The following is an 18,870-nucleotide window of genomic DNA, read 5'->3' as shown; positions in this document are numbered from 1 at the left end:
GGTCGGTCGTTTTTTTTTATTGGTGTTTATGTTATTTTAAATTTTCTGGATTTAAATTTTCCAGTTCCGGTAAAACGAAGCGTCCGTCCTTACGTATCAAGACGTCATCAAAATGGATTTCCCCGCCGCCATATTCAGGCCGCTGGATATTGACCAGGTCCCAGTGAATGTCTGAATGGTTTCCGTTAAAGGCATCATCATAGCATTGTCCGGGAGTGAAATGAAAACTTCCATCAATTTTTTCATCAAAGAGGATATCTTGCATCGGGTGTAGAATATAAGGATTTACACCAATTGCAAATTCACCGACATATCGTGCGCCTTCATCAGTATCAAAAATTTTGTTGATGCGTTCCGTATCATTCGCAACCGCTTCAACGATTTTTCCATCCTTGAATGTCAACTTCACGTTTTCAAAAGTAAAACCCTGATAAGGGGACGGAGTATTATACGAAATCACACCATTGATGGAATCTTTAACCGGAGCCGTATATACTTCACCGTCAGGAATGTTTAGCTCACCCGCACATTTGATGGCTTTAATGTCTTTGATGGAGAAGGTTAGGTCCGTACCGGGCCCAGTTAAGCGGACCTTATCCGTTTTATCCATCAATTCAACAAGATTGTCCATTGCTGCGCTCATTTTGCCATAGTCGAGGTTGCAGACTTCGAAATAAAAGTCTTCGAATGCTTCTGTGCTCATTTTGGCTAATTGGGCCATTGAATTTGTCGGGTAGCGAAGTACGACCCATTTTGTTTTTGGCACGCGGATATTTCTATGTACTTTACCGACTGTCTGTCCATGAATCGCCATCTTCTCTGAAGGGACATCGGATTGTTCATTGATATTATCCCCGGCACGAAGCCCGATATAAGCATCCATCTGTTTCATTACGTTTGCTTCAAACTCACCCATCAACTTGTACTGTTCTTCTTTGGCACCCATCAGCAAGGCACGATCCACTTGGTGATCCTTTAAAAGGACGAATGGGTAACCACCTGCTGCATAGGCTTCATTCACAAGTGCGTTAACAAGCTCACGCTGCAATCCGAAGTTTTCGATCAAGATTCTTTCACCTTTTTGAAGCTTCACGGAATAATTGATTAAGTTTTTGGCCAATGTACCAATTCTGGGATCTTTCATAAAAAATACCTCCATTGTTTAAATTCGACTTATCTTTTCTATCATACCCGATTTCCTGCCATAAGTGTCACCCATGAATTTCACGGAGGAACTGGATGCAGACAACAATATTTCCAGATTAGGGTTTGATAGGGTATATTGAAAAAATAAATAAGTTTATAATAATAGGGAAGGGGTAATTAATATCTAACAGCCATTAAATAAGTCGATTTTTTTCGGAGGTGTTCCAATGGAGATTATTTTATACGTAAGTGCTGCTGTTGCAGCGATAGCTTTTTTGGTACTTGTTATTTTCCTAACAAAGGTACTGACATCACTTCAAACTACCCTGGACAGTGTGGCCCGGACGCTGACAGGACTAGAGAGCCAAATGCAGGGCATAACGCTCGAAACTACTCAGTTATTACATAAAACGAATACGTTGGCTGAAGATTTGCAGCAAAAGTCGGAAAACCTGAACACGGTGGTGGATGCCGTGAAGGATGTTGGCACATCCATCTCTAGCTTTAATTCTTCCATCCAAAAGGTTTCCCATAAAGTGCAGGCTGAGATTGATAATAATCAAGAACGAATCTCACAAATTGTACAATGGAGCAATGTAGCCATGGAGATAAGGGACAAGTGGAAGGCCAGAAGCAAACAGTCTGCCCCGACCCCAGCCGAAAGGGCGGAGTTAGAAAGGGAAGCGCTTGAAACAGATAACCTGCCTAAAAAAAGGTTTTTACGTTCTAGATCTTAAAATCTAGTTAAATAAAAAATGAACTGAAAATTGAAAGGGGAATGTATTATGACTCAAAAAGAATTTGCGGCAAACGACTATCAGAAATCTTATGAGGACGAACGCGACTCGATCAATTCGAAGGACTTTATGATTGGCGCCTTGATCGGCGGGATGATCGGAGCGGCTACAGCTTTGTTCATGGCCCCGAAAACAGGCAAGGAATTAAGGAATGACTTCAATGAACAAGCTAAAAACATTTCAGAGAAAACAGAAAGATTAAGACTAACGGCAATGGAAAAAGGAACATTCCTTGCTGATACTGCAAAAGAAAAAACAAGCTCCGTCACGGAAATCGTTTCCAACAAATCTTCAAATATCGTCAATAAAGTGAAAAGCTTAAAAACGGGAAAAGAAAACGGCGACGCGGCTGATGATACGACGAATTCCAGCAATAAGGATATAGATGTAACCGGAACTTCCGATTCTCCTATCGTATCCGTCGAAACGAACTTTGCTAACGGCAATGACTCGGAAAATAATCCTGCAGATCCTACAAGCGGAAACAAGAATGCGGCAAAATTAAAACTTGATGAAGCGAAAAAGGCATTTGATGAAACAGAGAATAATCTAATGAAATAAACTCCTTGGATTCCTTTAATGGGGATGAAGAGGCATAAAGGGACGAAGAATAAGGCGGTGAAGTGCTTTGATGGCTTCATCGCCTTTTTGATGGTAAAATTTATATGGACAAGGAAAGGAGACTGTTTTATGGTCATGAGCAAAATCGAAACAGAAGAACAATTCAATGAGCTTCTAAAAGAGGATACATTCCTGCTTTTCAAGCATAGTGTAACGTGCCCGGTCAGTGCTGAAGCATTTGAACAATATGAGAGGTACATCTTGGGGAACGAACAACTTAAAACGGCCTATTTAGCCGTTCAGGAAGCTCGTCCACTATCTAATTATGTGGCAGAAACATTTGATGTCAAACATCAATCACCTCAGGCCATCCTTTTTAAAAGTGGAAAACCTGCCTGGAATGAATCTCATTGGCGGATTACATATGATTCATTGAGCAAGGCCATTACTGAATGAATGATGAAGGCCGGATCCCTTTTGTAAGGGGTCCGGCCTTTTATTATTCCATTTGGTGGCCATGTGAATTTTAAACGGTCTCAAGGGGAAACCTTTTCTTTAAAGGCCCTTCCTGTTCAAGTGGCAGACGATTTGATCATGGTCCAATGCTCTTTAAGATAAAATATCAATTAAATTATAGCTTTCTTGTTCTATTTCCAATATAATTCCTACAACGGATTGTTCCAATATTCAGTCTAAATCGTTTTTCCTGCATGAAACACCTGATTTTATGCATTCATAACTTTAATGCTTAAAAGCGTTTAATTATTAAAGAAAAATATCGTGACATTTATGGGCACTTCATTTATAATTGATTTAATCATACATGAAATATTCTAAATTTTTCATTGATAATACAATCGGGGTGGATGTTCGAGAATCCGGATGGGATTTTTTTAGTTTGAGTCCGCTGAGCCGATTTCTATTTTAAAAAACGAAGGGATGGATATGTAATGAGCAACAAAGAGCTTGATGGACTTCGTAATCAACTGGATGATGTGAACCTTCAGTTATTACATCTTATTAATCAACGTGCTGAACTTGTACAGGAAATTGGTCGCGTTAAAGAAAAACAAGGTGTAAACCGTTACGATCCGGTCCGTGAAAGAACAATGCTGGATCTTATCGAAGCCAATAATCAAGGACCGCTTGATCTTGGTTCGATTAAACATATTTTCAAAGAAATCTTTAAATTGGGCTTGGAGCTTCAAAAAGATGATCAGAAGAAAACGCTTCTTGTATCAAGAAAACAAAAGGCTGAAGACACGATCATCGACATTAAAGGTGAATTGGTAGGTAACGGGATCCCTAGCTTCGTTTTCGGACCATGTGCGGTTGAATCTTATGAACAGACAGCTGCGGTAGCGGAAGTCATTAAAGCTAAAGGTCTGAAATTGATGCGCGGCGGTGCATTTAAGCCACGTACATCTCCATATGACTTCCAAGGGCTTGGTTTGGAAGGTTTACAAATACTTAAACGTGTTGCTGATGAATACGGCTTGGCTGTCATCAGTGAAATCGTGAGTGCCAACGATATTGAAGCGGCGATCGATCATATCGATGTCATCCAAATCGGGGCGCGCAACATGCAAAACTTCGACTTGCTAAAAGCTGCAGGTGCTGTAAATAAACCAGTTCTTTTAAAACGTGGACTGGCTGCAACGATTGAAGAGTTCATTCATGCAGCGGAATACATCATGTCGCAGGGCAATGGCAACATCATCCTTTGTGAACGCGGTATCCGTACTTACGAAAAAGCAACAAGGAATACACTTGATATCTCTGCTGTACCGATTTTAAAACAAGAAACTCATTTACCGGTCATGGTTGATGTGACGCATTCAACTGGACGTCGCGATCTTCTGCTTCCTACGGCTAAAGCGGCTCTTGCAATCGGTGCTGACGGTGTTATGGCTGAAGTGCATCCAGATCCTTCCGTTGCTTTATCGGATTCTGCACAGCAAATGGACTTCAAACAATTTGATGAATTCTACGATGAAATTAAACGTTTGAACTGGGTAACTGTATAAGCTAAGAAAGTCTTTAAAATGATCTACTTACGGCCCTTACCAACTTGGCAAGGGCTTTTTTTAATGGTAAAATACTAGTTTTTGCAGAAAAAGCTTCGAAATAAGCACTATTGGATTGCAGGAAAGATTCTACTATCGTATGATAAATAACAAGAATGAGAACTGTTCGGAAGATTGAGTCATACATAAAGTGATATCTATGTGAATTTTATACTTGAATAGGGTATTGAATATTTGACTGAGAAGAGAGTAGGACTGCATTTTGTTAGGCAGATCGTTCCTAAAATAATCTTCCTTATAGAGAAAAACGCATAAAAGATTTTTTTTCGAAATAATTCGGGTCTTTTATGGGGAAAATGAAAGAAATGGAGGAATGGATGAATGAATAATATAACCATTTATGATGTGGCGCGTGAGGCGAATGTTTCCATGGCCACCGTTTCCCGCGTAGTTAACGGGAATCCAAATGTAAAGCCTGCAACAAGGAAGAAAGTTTCCGATGTGATTGAGAAGTTAGGGTACCGTCCCAATGCAGTGGCAAGGGGACTTGCCTCAAAGAAAACGACTACAGTCGGGGTCATCATCCCGGATATCTCAAGCATCTTTTTTGCCGAATTGGCACGGGGCATAGAAGATATAGCCACGATGTATAAATACAATATTATTCTAAGCAGTTCTGATGAGAATATAGATAAGGAATTCCATTTGCTGAATACGATGCTTGGAAAACAAGTGGATGGTATCGTGTTCATGGGCGGCAACATCTCTGATGAGCATGTCAAAGAGTTTAAGAATTCACCGGTTCCAATCGTACTGGCAGGTTCGGTGGATGAAAGCGGGCAAGTTCCATCGGTTAATATTGATTATGAGGCAGCGGCATTCGACGCTGTGACATTCTTTGCTGATAAAGGCCACAAGCATATCGCTTTTGTAAGCGGAAACCCTTCCGCGCTGATTAATGAAATGAAATTGACTGGTTATAAACGAGGGTTGAAAGAAGCTGGTCTCTCATTTGATGAAAGTTATATTGTTGAAGGTGATTATACATATGATTCAGGAATTGAATCTTTTGAAAAGTACCTGGAAGTTGAAGACAGACCGACGGCATTCATCGCCGGTGCTGATGAAATGGCTCTTGGAATTGTCCATGCCGCACAGGACAAAGGGTATAATGTACCGGATGACTTTGAGGTGATCAGCTTCGATAACACGAGATTGACATTGATGGTGCGTCCGCAAATCACGACGATCGTTCAGCCTTTATATGACATTGGTGCGGTTGCGATGAGGCTTCTTACGAAGTTGATGAATAAAGAACAAGTGGAGGAAGGTCTTGAAAAAGTGATCCTGCCGCATCGGATTGAAAACCGTCAATCAACGAAATAAACTTGTTTGGAGAGTGTCCCGGAGGACACTCTCTTTTGTTTCTCAACCGGACAAAAAAGATCGTTTTTCAACGATCTTTTGGCTAACTTTGTTCATTGCTTTTCGAAGTTTGCTTGGAAGACCTGATGGGATAAAGGACCTTTTCAAGCGTCAGGGCATTCTTCTCGGTAATTTCAGGCTTCCTCGGAATGGGTTCGTATATATCCTCCATGTCATCCCATTCATCCGGCAGGGTAACAGGGGACTCAGGCTGCCAGCAATCGAGCCATTCCTTTGATAGGGGACCTGATATATCATTGTTCGTCATTTCAAGCCAGACCCTCGCCCAAGCCCTCGGGACGACGCGCCATATATCATATCCGCCGCCGCCTACTGCAATCCACCGTCCTTCGCAAAACTTATGGGCCATTTCGTGGGCCAACTTTGGTATTTCCCTATAAATCTTCATGGTGGCAGATAAATGGGTGAGCGGATCGTAATAATGGGAATCGGCCCCGTTTTGCGTTAATATGACATCCGGTTTGAAGAATTCAATGACCTCCTTAAAAGAAGCCCTATAGCATTCGAGCCAGGATTCATCTTCAGTGAACGCATCGACCGGGATGTTGAATGAATAGCCGTAGCCTTTTCCCTGGCCCCGCTCGTTAATATTGCCGGTGCCGGGAAATAAGTAGCGCCCCGTTTCATGAATGGATAGGGTGCATACATCGGGATCATCATAAAATGACCATTGGACTCCGTCACCATGATGTGCATCGGTATCGACGTACAAGACACGTGCCCCATATTTTTTTTGCAGGTATTTAATCGCGACCGAACTATCATTGTAAATGCAAAAGCCTGAGGCTTTCCCGCGGAAACCGTGATGCAGGCCCCCGCCAAGATTAAGTGCGTGCAGGGACTGACCGGTCATGACGGCATCCACAGCCGTCAAGGTACCGCCTACAAGCAAGGCACTCGCTTCGTGCATCTTGGGGAAGATAGGGGTATCCTCTGTTCCCAGCCCATAATTTACTGCCTTTTCAGGGGGGAGCTTTCCCTGGCCTGCTAATTTGACAGCGTTTACATAATGGTGATCATGGATCAGTTCCAATTCTTCGTCGGTAGCCATTCTGGGCTTGATAATTTGATCATCATTGATGGCATGGTGTTTTTTTAATAAATCAAGCGTGAGCTTAAGCCGTTTTTGATTGAATGGATGTTCATCGTTGAATTTGTAGGTAAGGAGTTCATCCGAATAGACGAAAAGGGATGTATCATTCATGTGAAATCCCCGGTAGGCTAGGCCATAAAACGGTATAGCCTTCTTTCTTCAAATCCTCCACCACCATAAATGGATTCATCGTCTGTACACGAATTACAAGAATTTTATAATCGGTTCCATTTTTTTCAGGATAAACAAGGGTGCTCAGGATATTCGAATTGCGCCTTTTGAAAATATGGGCAATATCATGAAGGGAACCTGCCCTATCCGGGATTCTGATTTCGATTTGGGAACCGGGCTGATTGACTCCAGTCAACTCAACGTATGAATGAAGTAAATCGGAACCGGTTATGATGCCCACTAACTGCCTTCCCTTTACGATTGGAAGGCAGCTGATATTGTTATCACAAAAAACAGCCCCGATTTCTTCCACGAAATCCAGCGGGTGCCCCGTGATTATTTCCGTTTTCATGATGCTTGATAATGGTTTTTGTAAATCATTTTTGTATTCTGCGGTACGGAATATAGAAGGGGCAGCATCCCGAATATCTCGGTCGCTGACTAATCCCACAAGATGATAGCTGTCATCGACAATGGGTATATGGCGAATTCGCTTCTCCTTGATGATCATGACAGCGCTATGGATTGTATCGGTTGGAGTGAGGGTGATAATATCCTCATTCATTATTGTTTCTACAATCATTTTCCTTCCTCCTCTTATTCGCCTCTTTAATACATAAACCGATTCATAAAACGCAATTGGTCGAACTTCTGGATGGATTCCGGCGGGACTCTTTTGCCGATACGGGCCATCAGGCAGTTGGCCGGGTGGGAACTGATTTCAGGATCATCTGTTGCAAAGTAGACCAGGCCACCCGCACTCATCATTTTTTCCATGACCTTGCGATAGTCCCAAATATTCAGTCCTGTCCCTTTCAAATCCCAATGCCAATAGTATTCAGTGGTGATGATGATGAAGTCTTCAACCGAATCGTCTTCCATGGAAAGGCGGATCAGGTTCTTCCCGACGGAAGCACCCCGGTATTCAGGGATGACCTCGATTGCACCAAGCTCAATCAAGTCCTCCATCTTAATTTCCGACCAGCGCTCCAATGGATCGGGATATAAGTAAGTTACATATCCCACGATCGTTTTATTTTCACGGGCGATAAAGATCCTGCCCTCAGGCAAGTCTGCAATCTCTATTAACGCTTTATGCTGCAAAGCAGGCGGGCGAAAGGCGACCAAGTCTTCGTGAAACTCATAAGCGGACATTTTTTCGCCGTTCAACGGCCCTTCGATGATGAGCGTCCCGCTTAATGTCTGCAGTTCCTTAGTATAAAAGGTCTTATTATATTCCATTCTTTCACCACCCTTGTTATGTAGTAATCTTACACTCTAGCATTCCGGAGTATAAGAAGCATTGCTTGTAAAAACTGACCGAATGGAAAGCTTAAATAAATTATACATAAAAACAAGGGGCATAATTTAGAAAGTTCAACACATATATGAATCTTTTGTTACAGTGCTTCTTCTTTCCGAGCCATCAACATGAATTCACCTTAACTATAACATACTTGTAATTTTCAAAATTCAGCAAGCTGAATTTTCCCTAATATGGAAATACTTAATATTTTAAAAATTGAGAAAATTGTCTTCTTATACTATAATAAAAATATAGAGCCGAATGAAGGGGGAGTTTGTCGTATGAATGTGAAAGCGTTGCCAGTAGTGGAAGGTAATTTTAATTTAAAGAATTATGATGAAAAATACAAGAAGTTTGACTGGTCTGAGACGGAAAAGGAATTCTCCTGGTCTGAAACCGGTAAAGTGAATCTTGCACATGAAGCCATTGACCGCCATGTCGAAACATACAAAAAGAATAAAGTAGCCCTTTATTACAAAGACGATAAAAGAAATGAAAAGTATACATTCAAGGAAATGAAAGATTATACGAATCAGGCGGCCAATGTGTTCAAGAACATTGCAAATGTGGAAAAAGGTGATCGTGTTTTCATCTTCATGCCTCGCTCCCCGGAGCTTTATTTTGCATTGTTGGGCGCGATTAAAACGGGAGCGGTCGTAGGGCCGTTGTTCGAAGCCTTCATGGAAGGCGCAATAAGGGATCGTCTTGAAGATAGTGAGGCAAGTGTGATCGTGACGACACCTGAACTTTTGCCGCGCGTCCCAGTGGATGAGCTACCCCATTTAAAGCATATTTTCTTGGTGGGGGAAAATATAAAAGAAGAAGGAAAGTTCCATCACTTCAATAAAAAATTAAAAGAAGCCGACAAAAAATTCGAAATTGAATGGGTGGATCGGAATGACGGTCTGATTCTTCACTATACCTCCGGTTCCACAGGTAAACCAAAAGGAGTGCTACACGTTCATAATGCGATGATCCAGCATTATCAAACGGCAAGATGGGTCCTTGATTTGCAGGATGAGGACGTGTATTGGTGCACAGCGGACCCTGGATGGGTGACAGGGACGTCTTACGGGATCTTTGGACCTTGGCTGACAGGGACTTCGAATGTCATTGTAGGCGGGCGGTTCAAGCCTGAATCCTGGTACAAGACCTTGGAAGACTTTGGTGTCACGGTATGGTATAGTGCCCCGACGGCCTTCAGGATGCTGATGGGCGCAGGTGACGAAATCGTTAAGCGGTTCGATTTAAGCACTCTCCGCCATATTTTAAGTGTCGGCGAACCGTTGAACCCGGAAGTGGTGCGCTGGGGGATGAAGGTATTCAATCACCGTATCCATGATACATGGTGGATGACGGAGACCGGAGCTCAGGTCATCTGCAATTATCCTTGCCTGGAAATCAAACCGGGTTCGATGGGTAAACCGATTCCTGGTGTGAAGGCGGCGATAGTGGATGATCAAGGCAACGAGCTTCCACCGCATAGAATGGGGAACCTTGCCATCAAGAAAGGCTGGCCTTCGATGATGAAGACCGTCTGGAAGAATGAAGCGAAATATGAATCTTACTTTATGCCAGGTGATTGGTATGTGTCCGGGGATTCCGCATATATGGATGAAGATGGTTATTTCTGGTTCCAAGGCCGTGTGGATGATGTCATCATGACGGCAGGGGAGAGAGTTGGACCTTTCGAAGTGGAAAGCAAGTTGGTCGAGCATCCAGCCGTAGCTGAAGCGGGTGTCATCGGTAAGCCGGATCCGGTTCGGGGGGAAATTATCAAAGCGTTTATCGCCCTTCGTGACGGATACGATGCAAACGATGAGTTGATTGAGGAAATTCGTACATTTGTAAAGCATGGTCTAGCAGCACATGCGGCACCTCGTGAAATTGAATTCAGGGATAAGCTTCCTAAAACAAGAAGCGGTAAAATCATGCGCCGTGTCCTGAAAGCTTGGGAACTTGATTTGCCAACTGGTGATTTATCATCGATGGAGGACTGAGAAACTGAGTCATGCTGATTATTGAAAAGGAAAAGGCATCCATTGTCACTTTCATGGATGCCTTTTTGGGAGATTATAAGGAAACAGGCTGTCGGGCTAACCCGACAGCCTGTTTTAGTTCAAGAAAGAGTGTCATTCTTCCTCTTCTTCAGCTTTATCCGTGTCTTGCTCTTTATCATTGACAGTGTCTTTATCATTGACAGTGTCTTGAACTTTGTCGGTCTCTTGATTTTCTTTATCAGTATTTTCTTTGTTTTGATCTTTGTCTAGGGCTGGCTCTTTATCTTTATTTGTTTCATTTTCTGGTTCTTTATCTTTATCTGAACCGTTCTCTTCTTTTGAGTCTGGTTTTTTATCTTCGTTAGCTACTTTATCTTTTCCGCGATCATCTTTATTTTTTGCGGAATCTTCTTTTGAACCTGCTTTTTTAACGCCGCTTTCAACACGTTGGGAAGGGGCTGATTCTTTACCGACTATGTCTACGGCCGTTACGTAATAGGAACCGCCTGAGCCGACTTTGTAAACAAGATTCCCACCAGCATTGATGCTCGCCACTTTTTTGCCGTCCTTATAGACACGATAACCGACGACATCTCCTTCATGATGCAGACCCCATGTAATCTTATCGTTACTGATCGTTATGGATAGGGGATCTGGTGCTTTGCCATTATCATTCAATTTCGCTTTCGCCCCGACGACATTTCCTGATTTTTCGCCTCCAGGAATCACGGATCCCGGGTCAACGACATATTTCAGTCCGATATCTGCAAAGGAATCGGGATTCAACATGAACCCGCCGCTTGTGAATTCGCCAGGCGTTTGCGGAAGGGCTGCGTAGCGTTTGCTGCCGACTGATACATATTGTCCATCTATGAAACTATCATCCGCCCTGGATGGAGCATATTTGGCGATGAATAAATCTGATTTTACAAGACCTGCCTTTTGGCATGCACTTGAAGGCAGCAGTCCTGAAACGCCACAGAAGGAACGGTTGACAATTCCGCCCGGCATTTCAAATCGCTTATCAGGGTCGATGAGTTTAGGATCGACTTTGTATGCGGCATTGATCAGATCCGCCCAATAATACATATTACGTTTATTATATTCCAGACCATTGTAGGTCCCTTGCAAGGATTTAGGTGTGTCATATCCGAGCCATGTACCGAATGATACATTTGGATTGCTTGCGACGAACCAAGCGTCCCAATAGTTTTGGGACGTTCCGGTCTTACCTGCCCAATCACTTGAGAAAGCAAGTCGGTTTCTGACCGAAGCGGCCGTCCCGCTGTTTACGACATCACGCATCATATCAAGCGTCAAGTAAGCGGCTTGCGGAGAAAATACTTCCACTGGTTTCGCTTTATGTTCATAGATGACCTCGCCATCTTTCGATACGATTTTATCGATCATATAAGCATCGACGAATTCCCCCGAATTGGCAAATGTGCCAAATGCATTGACGTTCTCTTCAACGGTTACACCTCTGTCCATGGCACCCAATGACATGGCAAGATTTGAGTAATCCCCATTCGTTACAGTTGTAAAGCCCATTTTTTCCAAATAGGCAGCAGGCCTTTGGTTGATTATTTTCATGTAAAAGAGCGCTGCAGGGATATTATAGGAATTCTTAAGTGCCTCACGGGCTGTCGTTACCCCCGTATAGCTTCCGCCGCCATAGTTTCCTGGACGCCACGCTTTGCTGCCTGCTGGAATGGAAATGGGTACGTTGGCTGATACACTTCCAGGTGAGATTTTTCCTAACTCAATACCTGGGCCATATACGAGCAGCGGCTTCATCGTTGATCCGTTCGATCGCAGTGATGCAGTTGCATGATTCGTCTGTTCCCGCTTGAAATCACGGCCGCCTACGAAACTGATGATTTTTCCTGTTTTATTTTCGATAAGAATGGCCCCGGCTTCAACGGGCTCACTCACCGTTTTCATTTCTTTCGTATCAGGATCGACGACTTGTGCCGTCTTATCGTATCCGTAATTCGGATAGTTTTTCGTTACTTCCTGCATCTTGTCATAAATCTTTTTATCGATTGTCGTATAGATCTGATAGCCGTTTTGACGCAGCTTACGATCGGCAAGTGCTAGATATTGATCTTTTAAATCATCATTCTTTAAATCTTTCTCTTCATATCCATCTTCTTTTGCCAGACTGACAGATAGGATTTCGATGGAGCGTTTTTCGATTTCATAGGTGAGCCATGGATATTTCTCGGATGGCATCTCCGTTTTACCGATAAAGTCTTTTGTTATGTCGTATGCGACTGCTTTATCATATTCTTCTTTTGTTATGTATCCGTTACTATACATCCGCTTTAAAACGGTTTTCATCCGGTTGATGCCGGGCTCTTGATTTTCTTTCAGTTTTCCTTTCTGGGTATATGGTGTATAACCGAAAGGGCTTTGCGGCAATCCAGCGATAAAGGCTGATTGGGGCAGTGTCAGATCTTTGGCCTCCACGCCAAAAATACCTTCAGCGGCGGACTCGACACCAGCGATGTTACGGCCTGAAGAGTTTCGTCCCAAAGTGGAGACGTTTAAGTAGGTTTCCAAAATCTCTTCTTTTTCAAAGAACTTTTCGACCCGGAGCGCAAGAAGGATTTCTTTTGCTTTCCGTTCAAATGATACTTCGTTGGTGAGGACCTGGTTTTTAATGAGCTGCTGTGTTAATGTACTTCCTCCCGATTGGACGGATGCATTTGAAAATTCCTGGTAAACGGCACGCAGGATGGCTTTCGGGACAACTCCATCATGTTCATAAAAATACTCATCTTCTGTAGCGATGACTGCATTTTTTAGATGCTCGGAAACTTTATCGATGGACACTTCTTCACGCTCAAGGTCACTCTTAAGCTTGCCCAAGTATACGTTATCAGCAAAGTATACTTCAGAGGTCTCTTCATAATTGTAAATGTCTTTTTTTAAATCTTCTTTTGAGCGTACCGGCTCATCATTGACGAGGGCAGCGAAATAGCCGGCCCCGACGCCGCCGGCGAATGAGAATCCTAGAATCCCGACAATAATGAGGATCAGCGTTAAATTCCAAATGACTTGGTATGTAACCCGCGCGTTTTTGTGTGTTTTTTCATTTTGAAAAAAACGGGTCAGCTGCTTCCAGATTGTTAGAAATCTATCTTTTTGATTATTATTCATCGTATCATACCCCCTGAAATCACATATATTATAGCATATAACAGGTAGGGGAAAGGCATCTTTCTTATTTTTCTAGAATCTGTAAGAGTGGTGTTGACAATGATTCTTATGTATGATAAAAGTTTATTAACAATAATAAAATGATTAAATGATCGCGATGATAGGACCCAGTAGTCAGACTATCCCTGTTTCAGAGAGCCGGTGGTTAGTGGAAATCGGTACAAATGGTATGATGAATTACTTCCTTGAGCATTTGCTGTGAAATGATTAGTAGCAGGAAACGGTTGACGGCCGTTATTCGTCTTGAGCGGAGGGCATATTATGTCCTCAAGTTGGGTGGTACCGCGAATTCATTCGTCCCTTCATATTTTATGAAGGGGCGTTTTTGTGTGCTTTTTGCGGGTTTTTTCTAAGATGGAGGAGGAATATTTAATGGAATTGCTTAAAGACCTCGAGTGGAGAGGGATTATTTATCAACAAACGGATGAAGAGGGTTTTAAGGCCCTTTTAGAAAAAGAGAAAATTTCTTTATACTGTGGTGTCGATCCAACTGCGGATAGTATGCACATCGGACATCTATTGCCATTCTTGACATTGCGCCGTTTCCAGCAGCACGGACATCGTCCACTTGTGCTAGTAGGCGGTGCGACTGGACTTATTGGTGATCCAAGCGGTAAAAAAGAGGAACGCCAGCTGCAAACTCTGGAAAAAGTGCTTTATAATGCAGACTGCATAAAAGGGCAGCTATCCCACATCTTTGAATTCGACGGTGAAAATGGTGCGGTCATGGTCAATAACTATGACTGGATAGGTAAAATCGATATGGTTACATTCTTGCGGGATTACGGGAAATACATCGGTATAAACTACATGCTGGCAAAAGATACGGTTGCTTCCCGCTTGGATACGGGAATTTCCTTTACTGAATTTGCGTACACGATCTTACAAGGAATTGATTTCGGTCATTTATACAGCAATTACGACTGTAAATTGCAAATTGGCGGCAGTGATCAATGGGGCAACATTACGACCGGTCTTGAAATGATCAGGAAATCCAATGATGAGAATGCTAAAGCATTCGGTATGACGATCCCGCTCGTAACGAAAGCGGATGGAACGAAATTCGGTAAGACGGAAGGCGGAGCGATTTGGCTTGACCCGGAAAAGACGACTCCGTATGAATTTTACCAATTCTGGATCAATACAGCCGATGCTGATGTCGTGAAATACCTGAAATTCTTCACATTCCTATCTCGTGAGGCGATTGAAGAGTTAGAGCAATCCGTACAGTCCGAACCGCATTTGCGTAAAGCACAAAAAGCTTTAGGGGAAGAAATGACCCGTTTGATTCATGGTCAGGAAGCTCTTGACCAAGCAATCAAAATCTCTGCCGCCCTATTCAGCGGTGAGGTGAAGAATTTAAGTGCAGCGGAAATCAAATTGGGCTTTAAAGATGTCCCTAGCTTCGAACGTGAGAGCAAAGAAGATATCGGTTTGGTCGATTTAATCGTTGAAGCGAAAATTTCGCCATCAAAGCGTCAAGCCCGTGAAGATATTCAGAATGGGGCAATCTCCATTAATGGGGAGAAAGTGACTGATCTGCAATATGTAGTGACGGAAGCTGCCAAGATTGAAGGGGAGTTCATCCTCGTTCGTCGCGGCAAGAAGAAATACACATTAGTGAAATGATTGTTCAAAGCCCGGCTGAATCCCAGCCGGGCTTTGTCATGCAAGGGTGTTTAGGTGCAAAAAAAAACCCCATCCAAGGATGAGGTTTTTTGAAGTTATTAACGAGAGTAGAACTCAACGATAAGAGCTTCGTTAATTTCAGCAGGCAATTCAGAACGTTCTGGTAAACGAGTGAAAGTACCTTCTAATTTCTCAGCATCGAAAGTAAGGAAATCAGGAACGAAGTTAGTTGCTTCAACTGATTCTTTGATGATTGAGAAGTTGCGTGATTTTTCACGAACTGAGATTGTTTGTCCAAGAGACACTTTGTAAGATGGAATGTCTACGCGGCTTCCGTCTACAGTGATGTGACCGTGGTTAACAAGTTGACGTGCTTGACGACGTGTACGAGCTAAACCAAGACGGTAAACTAGGTTGTCAAGACGTGATTCAAGAAGAATCATGAAGTTTTCACCATGAACACCTTTAAGTTTGCCAGCGCGGTCGAACATTGAACGGAATTGACGTTCAGTGATTCCGTACATGTGACGAAGTTTTTGTTTCTCTTGCAGTTGCATTCCGTATTCAGAAATTTTTCTGCGTTGGTTAGGACCATGTTGTCCTGGAGCATAAGGGCGTTTTTCTAATTCTTTACCAGTACCTGTTAGGGAAATTCCTAAACGACGGGATAGTTTCCAGCTTGGGCCAGTATAACGAGCCATAGGATGACTCCTCCTTTAAATGTTTTTATTTTGGTAAAATAAAAACCGTGTGAATGTACGATCATGACCATTTTGTTTTCATGTACCTTCGCCCTAGCAGCAGAGAGTTACGAGATACACCTCTGAATTGAGGAACAAAATGAGAACATAAAGGCTGTCACATAGGCTGCAATATTTTACACAAGGAGTATTGTATAATATTCTGCTCAATGAGTCAAGGACAGTTATGATTTATTAAGGAATAGATAAAGAGAATCACAGCAGGAAAATACAAAATATTAAAAAAATGCAATTTATAGAGTGTTTTTTTTCATTGTAAGCATTATGAAATAATGAATCCAAAAATTATGGATGGTTTGAGACATTTCTTGGGTGCCTATGCCATGGGTGTGTTTCATTCTTCGCTAAAAATGTCAAAAGGGCCGATGAGGGGTTTTATATTGCGAAAAGTTCAGGAAAGGACCGGGTACATGTACAACGGGTCCTGTAATGGAAAAGGGAGCAGGCAAGGTTTGCCGCTCCCTTTTCCATTATAGATGATTGGAAAGGATTTCAGCGAACTTCTCCAGTCCTTGCTGATCCATTTCGTCAAAACGGTCCGTTATCGGGCTGTCGATATCGAGGACACCGAGCAATTTGCCATCCTTCATGAGCGGTATGACAATTTCAGATCTTGATGCCGCATCGCAGGCGATATGTCCAGGGAATTGGTGGACATCCTCTACGCGCAGGGTTTTTTCAGTTGCCGCTGAAGTCCCGCATACGCCCTTGCCCATTGGGATGCGGACACAGGCTGGAAGACCTTGAAAGGGTCCTAGAATTAATTGGCCTTCTTCATATAAATAAAAGCCTACCCAGTTAATCTCATCGAGAAAAAGATTAAGTAAAGCTGCCGCATTGCTTAAATTGGCTATTTGGTTCGTTTCATCTTCGATTAATGCAAGTAGTTGTTTTTGGACCAGTTCATAGTTTTTTTCTTTTTTTCCTTGATACATTTCGACATTAAACAAAAGCGTTCACCTGTCTTCCGCATATTTTTACAGCACTATCTAATCATGATGCTTTATTGTTGGGAAATTGTCGAGAACTTACTAAAGGATTCAGGCTCTTCCGTGAAGAAGTAGTCCACAAGACTTGTCTCAAAGAAAGCGAGGGATTGCCTGAATGAATCGCCAGACGCCAACGAAACAAGCCATTGTGGAAGCCGCATTGCATTTATTTCATTTAAAAGGCTATCATGCTACATCCATACGGGATATTGCGAATAAAGCGAAAGTGAACGCTGCAAATATTGCCTACTATTTCAAGAATAAACAGGGGTTGCTGGAATTCTGTTTCATTTCCTATTTAGAAGAGTATATCCTGGTCCTTGATAAGAACATGACATTGCTCGAACTTAAAGGCCCGCAGCATTGCTTGATGAATCTTGTAAAGGATATTCTTGCTTTCCAGAGGGAAAACTTCCTTGCTGCACGGTTCATATATGGGGAATCTTCACTCGATTCCAATTTAAACCGCGAAATTCATTCGACTTATTTTACTAAGGAAAAGTCTTATTTTCAATATATTTTGGAACAAGGAATCAAGAGCAGGAGTTTCCAGCAGGTCTCCGTTCCCATGTATATGCTGCAGTTGAAGGGATTATTGACGGCCCCTGTCCTGCATACCCATTATGCGATGGATGTGCTTCATGTCTTCCCGCAGGAAGCCTATTACACGAATATTTATGCCAATGAAGTCGGACGTTTTCTGCAAGATACCCTTTTCATTGCCGAAGACTTACAGCCACTGTTAGCCGGCCGGCCTGAAGTGTTTACATGAGTTACCCTTTAAAACCTGCAATCAGTGCCTGATGGCCCTGACCCAAATCTTTAGCCTGATGGGCATCGGAACCGTAAATAAGCGGAATTCCGAGATCTAAAGCACGTTTTGCAAATCGTTCAGGAGGATAGGGCTCACCGCATAGCGGCTTTACAAGCCCGGCTCCATTATAATCTAGTTCATACCTTTGATCCTTGATCATGTCGAGAACCTTGTAAACCCGCTCGTCAAAACTTGATGCCGGCGGATATCGATGCTGGAATTTATGGACAAGCGTAATGTGCCCGATCCGTTTTGGTTTATATATGCCTAAATCAGCTTCAATTGATTTTTCCAGTGTATCGTAATATTTGGTATAAACCGAATCCACTGAACCTAGTTCATTGGCAATCTCACCAAAACCATTATCGCTGAAATCGATGCAATGCCAACTGTTTTGATGCTTGATGAAGTGGACGGAAAGTATACTATCATCAAGGAATTCTCCGATTTCGTCGAGGAATGCTTTTGTTTCATTTTCATACCCCTCTATAAAGTCAACCTCGAGGCCTGTTTTGATCAGGATTTTGTCTTTATAGCGTTCTTTCAGTACGCGGAGCTCTTGAAAGTAATCCAGGAGCAGGGCAGCGTCCATGCCGCTGTCTTTTTCAGGGGTAGGATCTTGAAAATTTCGTGGCAATGGAGCATGTTCCGTAAATGTGATTTCCTTTAATCCTAGCTCGATTCCCCGCGTAATATATTCATCGAATTTATCCGTAGAGCCGTGTGGGCAAAACGGAGTGTGCACATGACCGTCAGCTTTCATGGTTCTTCCCTCCCAAAAAACAGGTATTTGTAGCAATTTTCTACAAAAAAATCATTTTTCTCGTCAAAAATTATTGCTAACATGGTATCATAAAAGCATTAAATTTAACATTTTTAAAATTGATATAAACGAGCAAGACTGT

The 18,870-nt window shown here is 42.6% G+C and carries 16 protein-coding genes and 1 other annotated feature; of the genes, 8 read left to right on the top strand and 8 right to left on the bottom strand.

Features of this window, described 5'->3' with window-relative positions; translation table 11 throughout:
• Positions 1 to 31 precede the first annotated feature (31 nt).
• The gene (locus tag MKY17_RS20780) at positions 32 to 1,144 is read right to left on the bottom strand and encodes an aminopeptidase (RefSeq protein ID WP_141993937.1); all 1,113 of its coding nucleotides are present in this window, start codon (positions 1,142 to 1,144) and stop codon (positions 32 to 34) included.
• A gap of 229 nt (positions 1,145 to 1,373) precedes the next feature.
• On the opposite strand from MKY17_RS20780, the gene MKY17_RS20775 reads away from it, so the two are divergent.
• The 5 genes from MKY17_RS20775 to ccpA all read left to right on the top strand — a co-directional run bounded on the left by MKY17_RS20775 (position 1,374) and on the right by ccpA (position 5,917).
• Entirely contained in the window at positions 1,374 to 1,883 is a 510-nt protein-coding gene (locus MKY17_RS20775) for a DUF948 domain-containing protein (protein ID WP_339200540.1), read from the top strand.
• Positions 1,884 to 1,931: 48 nt separating this feature from the next.
• Positions 1,932 to 2,504 carry a YtxH domain-containing protein gene (locus MKY17_RS20770; RefSeq protein WP_144551082.1) on the top strand — a complete coding sequence of 191 codons (573 nt, stop codon included), beginning with the start codon at positions 1,932 to 1,934 and terminating at the stop codon, positions 2,502 to 2,504.
• Between the two features lie 129 nt (positions 2,505 to 2,633).
• Positions 2,634 to 2,960 carry a bacillithiol system redox-active protein YtxJ gene (ytxJ, locus tag MKY17_RS20765; RefSeq protein WP_098370103.1) on the top strand — a complete coding sequence of 109 codons (327 nt, stop codon included), beginning with the start codon at positions 2,634 to 2,636 and terminating at the stop codon, positions 2,958 to 2,960.
• Positions 2,961 to 3,454: 494 nt separating this feature from the next.
• Positions 3,455 to 4,531: a bifunctional 3-deoxy-7-phosphoheptulonate synthase/chorismate mutase gene (locus tag MKY17_RS20760; RefSeq protein ID WP_034309244.1), complete on the top strand. Its 1,077-nt coding sequence runs from the start codon at positions 3,455 to 3,457 to the stop codon at positions 4,529 to 4,531.
• Positions 4,532 to 4,912: 381 nt separating this feature from the next.
• Positions 4,913 to 5,917: a catabolite control protein A gene (ccpA, locus tag MKY17_RS20755; RefSeq protein ID WP_339200539.1), complete on the top strand. Its 1,005-nt coding sequence runs from the start codon at positions 4,913 to 4,915 to the stop codon at positions 5,915 to 5,917.
• A gap of 82 nt (positions 5,918 to 5,999) precedes the next feature.
• Here ccpA and MKY17_RS20750 read toward each other — a convergent pair whose 3' ends face one another.
• From MKY17_RS20750 to MKY17_RS20740, 3 genes are read right to left on the bottom strand one after another with little or no spacing between them, the layout of a single operon-like run.
• A complete protein-coding gene (locus MKY17_RS20750) occupies positions 6,000 to 7,181 on the bottom strand; it encodes an acetoin utilization protein AcuC (RefSeq protein WP_098369932.1) in 1,182 nt (393 codons plus the stop codon).
• On the bottom strand, positions 7,174 to 7,824 hold the full coding sequence (locus MKY17_RS20745; RefSeq protein WP_098369933.1) for an acetoin utilization AcuB family protein: 651 nt from the start codon (positions 7,822 to 7,824) through the stop codon (positions 7,174 to 7,176). The genes MKY17_RS20750 and MKY17_RS20745 overlap by 8 nt, the downstream gene beginning before the upstream one ends.
• A 26-nt stretch (positions 7,825 to 7,850) precedes the next feature.
• On the bottom strand, positions 7,851 to 8,483 hold the full coding sequence (locus tag MKY17_RS20740; protein WP_339200538.1) for a GNAT family N-acetyltransferase: 633 nt from the start codon (positions 8,481 to 8,483) through the stop codon (positions 7,851 to 7,853).
• A gap of 345 nt (positions 8,484 to 8,828) precedes the next feature.
• On the opposite strand from MKY17_RS20740, the gene acsA reads away from it, so the two are divergent.
• Positions 8,829 to 10,547: an acetate--CoA ligase gene (gene acsA / locus MKY17_RS20735; RefSeq protein WP_098369935.1), complete on the top strand. Its 1,719-nt coding sequence runs from the start codon at positions 8,829 to 8,831 to the stop codon at positions 10,545 to 10,547.
• Between the two features lie 132 nt (positions 10,548 to 10,679).
• On the opposite strand, the gene MKY17_RS20730 is transcribed toward acsA, so the two are convergent.
• A complete protein-coding gene (locus MKY17_RS20730; protein WP_098369936.1) occupies positions 10,680 to 13,712 on the bottom strand; it encodes a transglycosylase domain-containing protein in 3,033 nt (1,010 codons plus the stop codon).
• A 148-nt stretch (positions 13,713 to 13,860) separates the two neighbouring features.
• Positions 13,861 to 14,077: a binding site (T-box leader), on the top strand.
• A 67-nt stretch (positions 14,078 to 14,144) separates the two neighbouring features.
• Here MKY17_RS20730 and tyrS point away from each other — a divergent pair.
• A complete protein-coding gene (gene tyrS, locus MKY17_RS20725) occupies positions 14,145 to 15,401 on the top strand; it encodes a tyrosine--tRNA ligase (RefSeq protein ID WP_098369937.1) in 1,257 nt (418 codons plus the stop codon).
• Positions 15,402 to 15,499: 98 nt separating this feature from the next.
• On the opposite strand, the gene rpsD is transcribed toward tyrS, so the two are convergent.
• Together rpsD and MKY17_RS20715 are read right to left on the bottom strand one after the other, a co-directional pair.
• Entirely contained in the window at positions 15,500 to 16,102 is a 603-nt protein-coding gene (gene rpsD / locus MKY17_RS20720; protein WP_098369938.1) for a 30S ribosomal protein S4, read from the bottom strand.
• A 530-nt stretch (positions 16,103 to 16,632) separates the two neighbouring features.
• A complete protein-coding gene (locus MKY17_RS20715) occupies positions 16,633 to 17,112 on the bottom strand; it encodes a GAF domain-containing protein (protein ID WP_098369939.1) in 480 nt (159 codons plus the stop codon).
• A 154-nt stretch (positions 17,113 to 17,266) separates the two neighbouring features.
• On the opposite strand from MKY17_RS20715, the gene refZ reads away from it, so the two are divergent.
• Complete coding sequence (gene refZ, locus MKY17_RS20710) at positions 17,267 to 17,923, top strand: forespore capture DNA-binding protein RefZ (RefSeq protein WP_098369940.1); 657 nt, start codon at positions 17,267 to 17,269, stop codon at positions 17,921 to 17,923.
• A gap of 1 nt (position 17,924) precedes the next feature.
• Here the strand turns inward: refZ and hisJ are convergent, their stop codons facing one another.
• The gene (hisJ, locus tag MKY17_RS20705; protein WP_098369941.1) at positions 17,925 to 18,728 is read right to left on the bottom strand and encodes a histidinol-phosphatase HisJ; all 804 of its coding nucleotides are present in this window, start codon (positions 18,726 to 18,728) and stop codon (positions 17,925 to 17,927) included.
• Between the last annotated feature and the right edge of the window lie 142 nt (positions 18,729 to 18,870).

This window comes from Peribacillus sp. FSL P2-0133 (assembly GCF_037975445.1).
GTDB classification, from domain to species: domain Bacteria; phylum Bacillota; class Bacilli; order Bacillales; family DSM-1321; genus Peribacillus; species Peribacillus simplex_E.
Note: the sequence above shows the minus strand (reverse complement) of the source record. Positions and strands in the feature narration are given on the sequence as shown.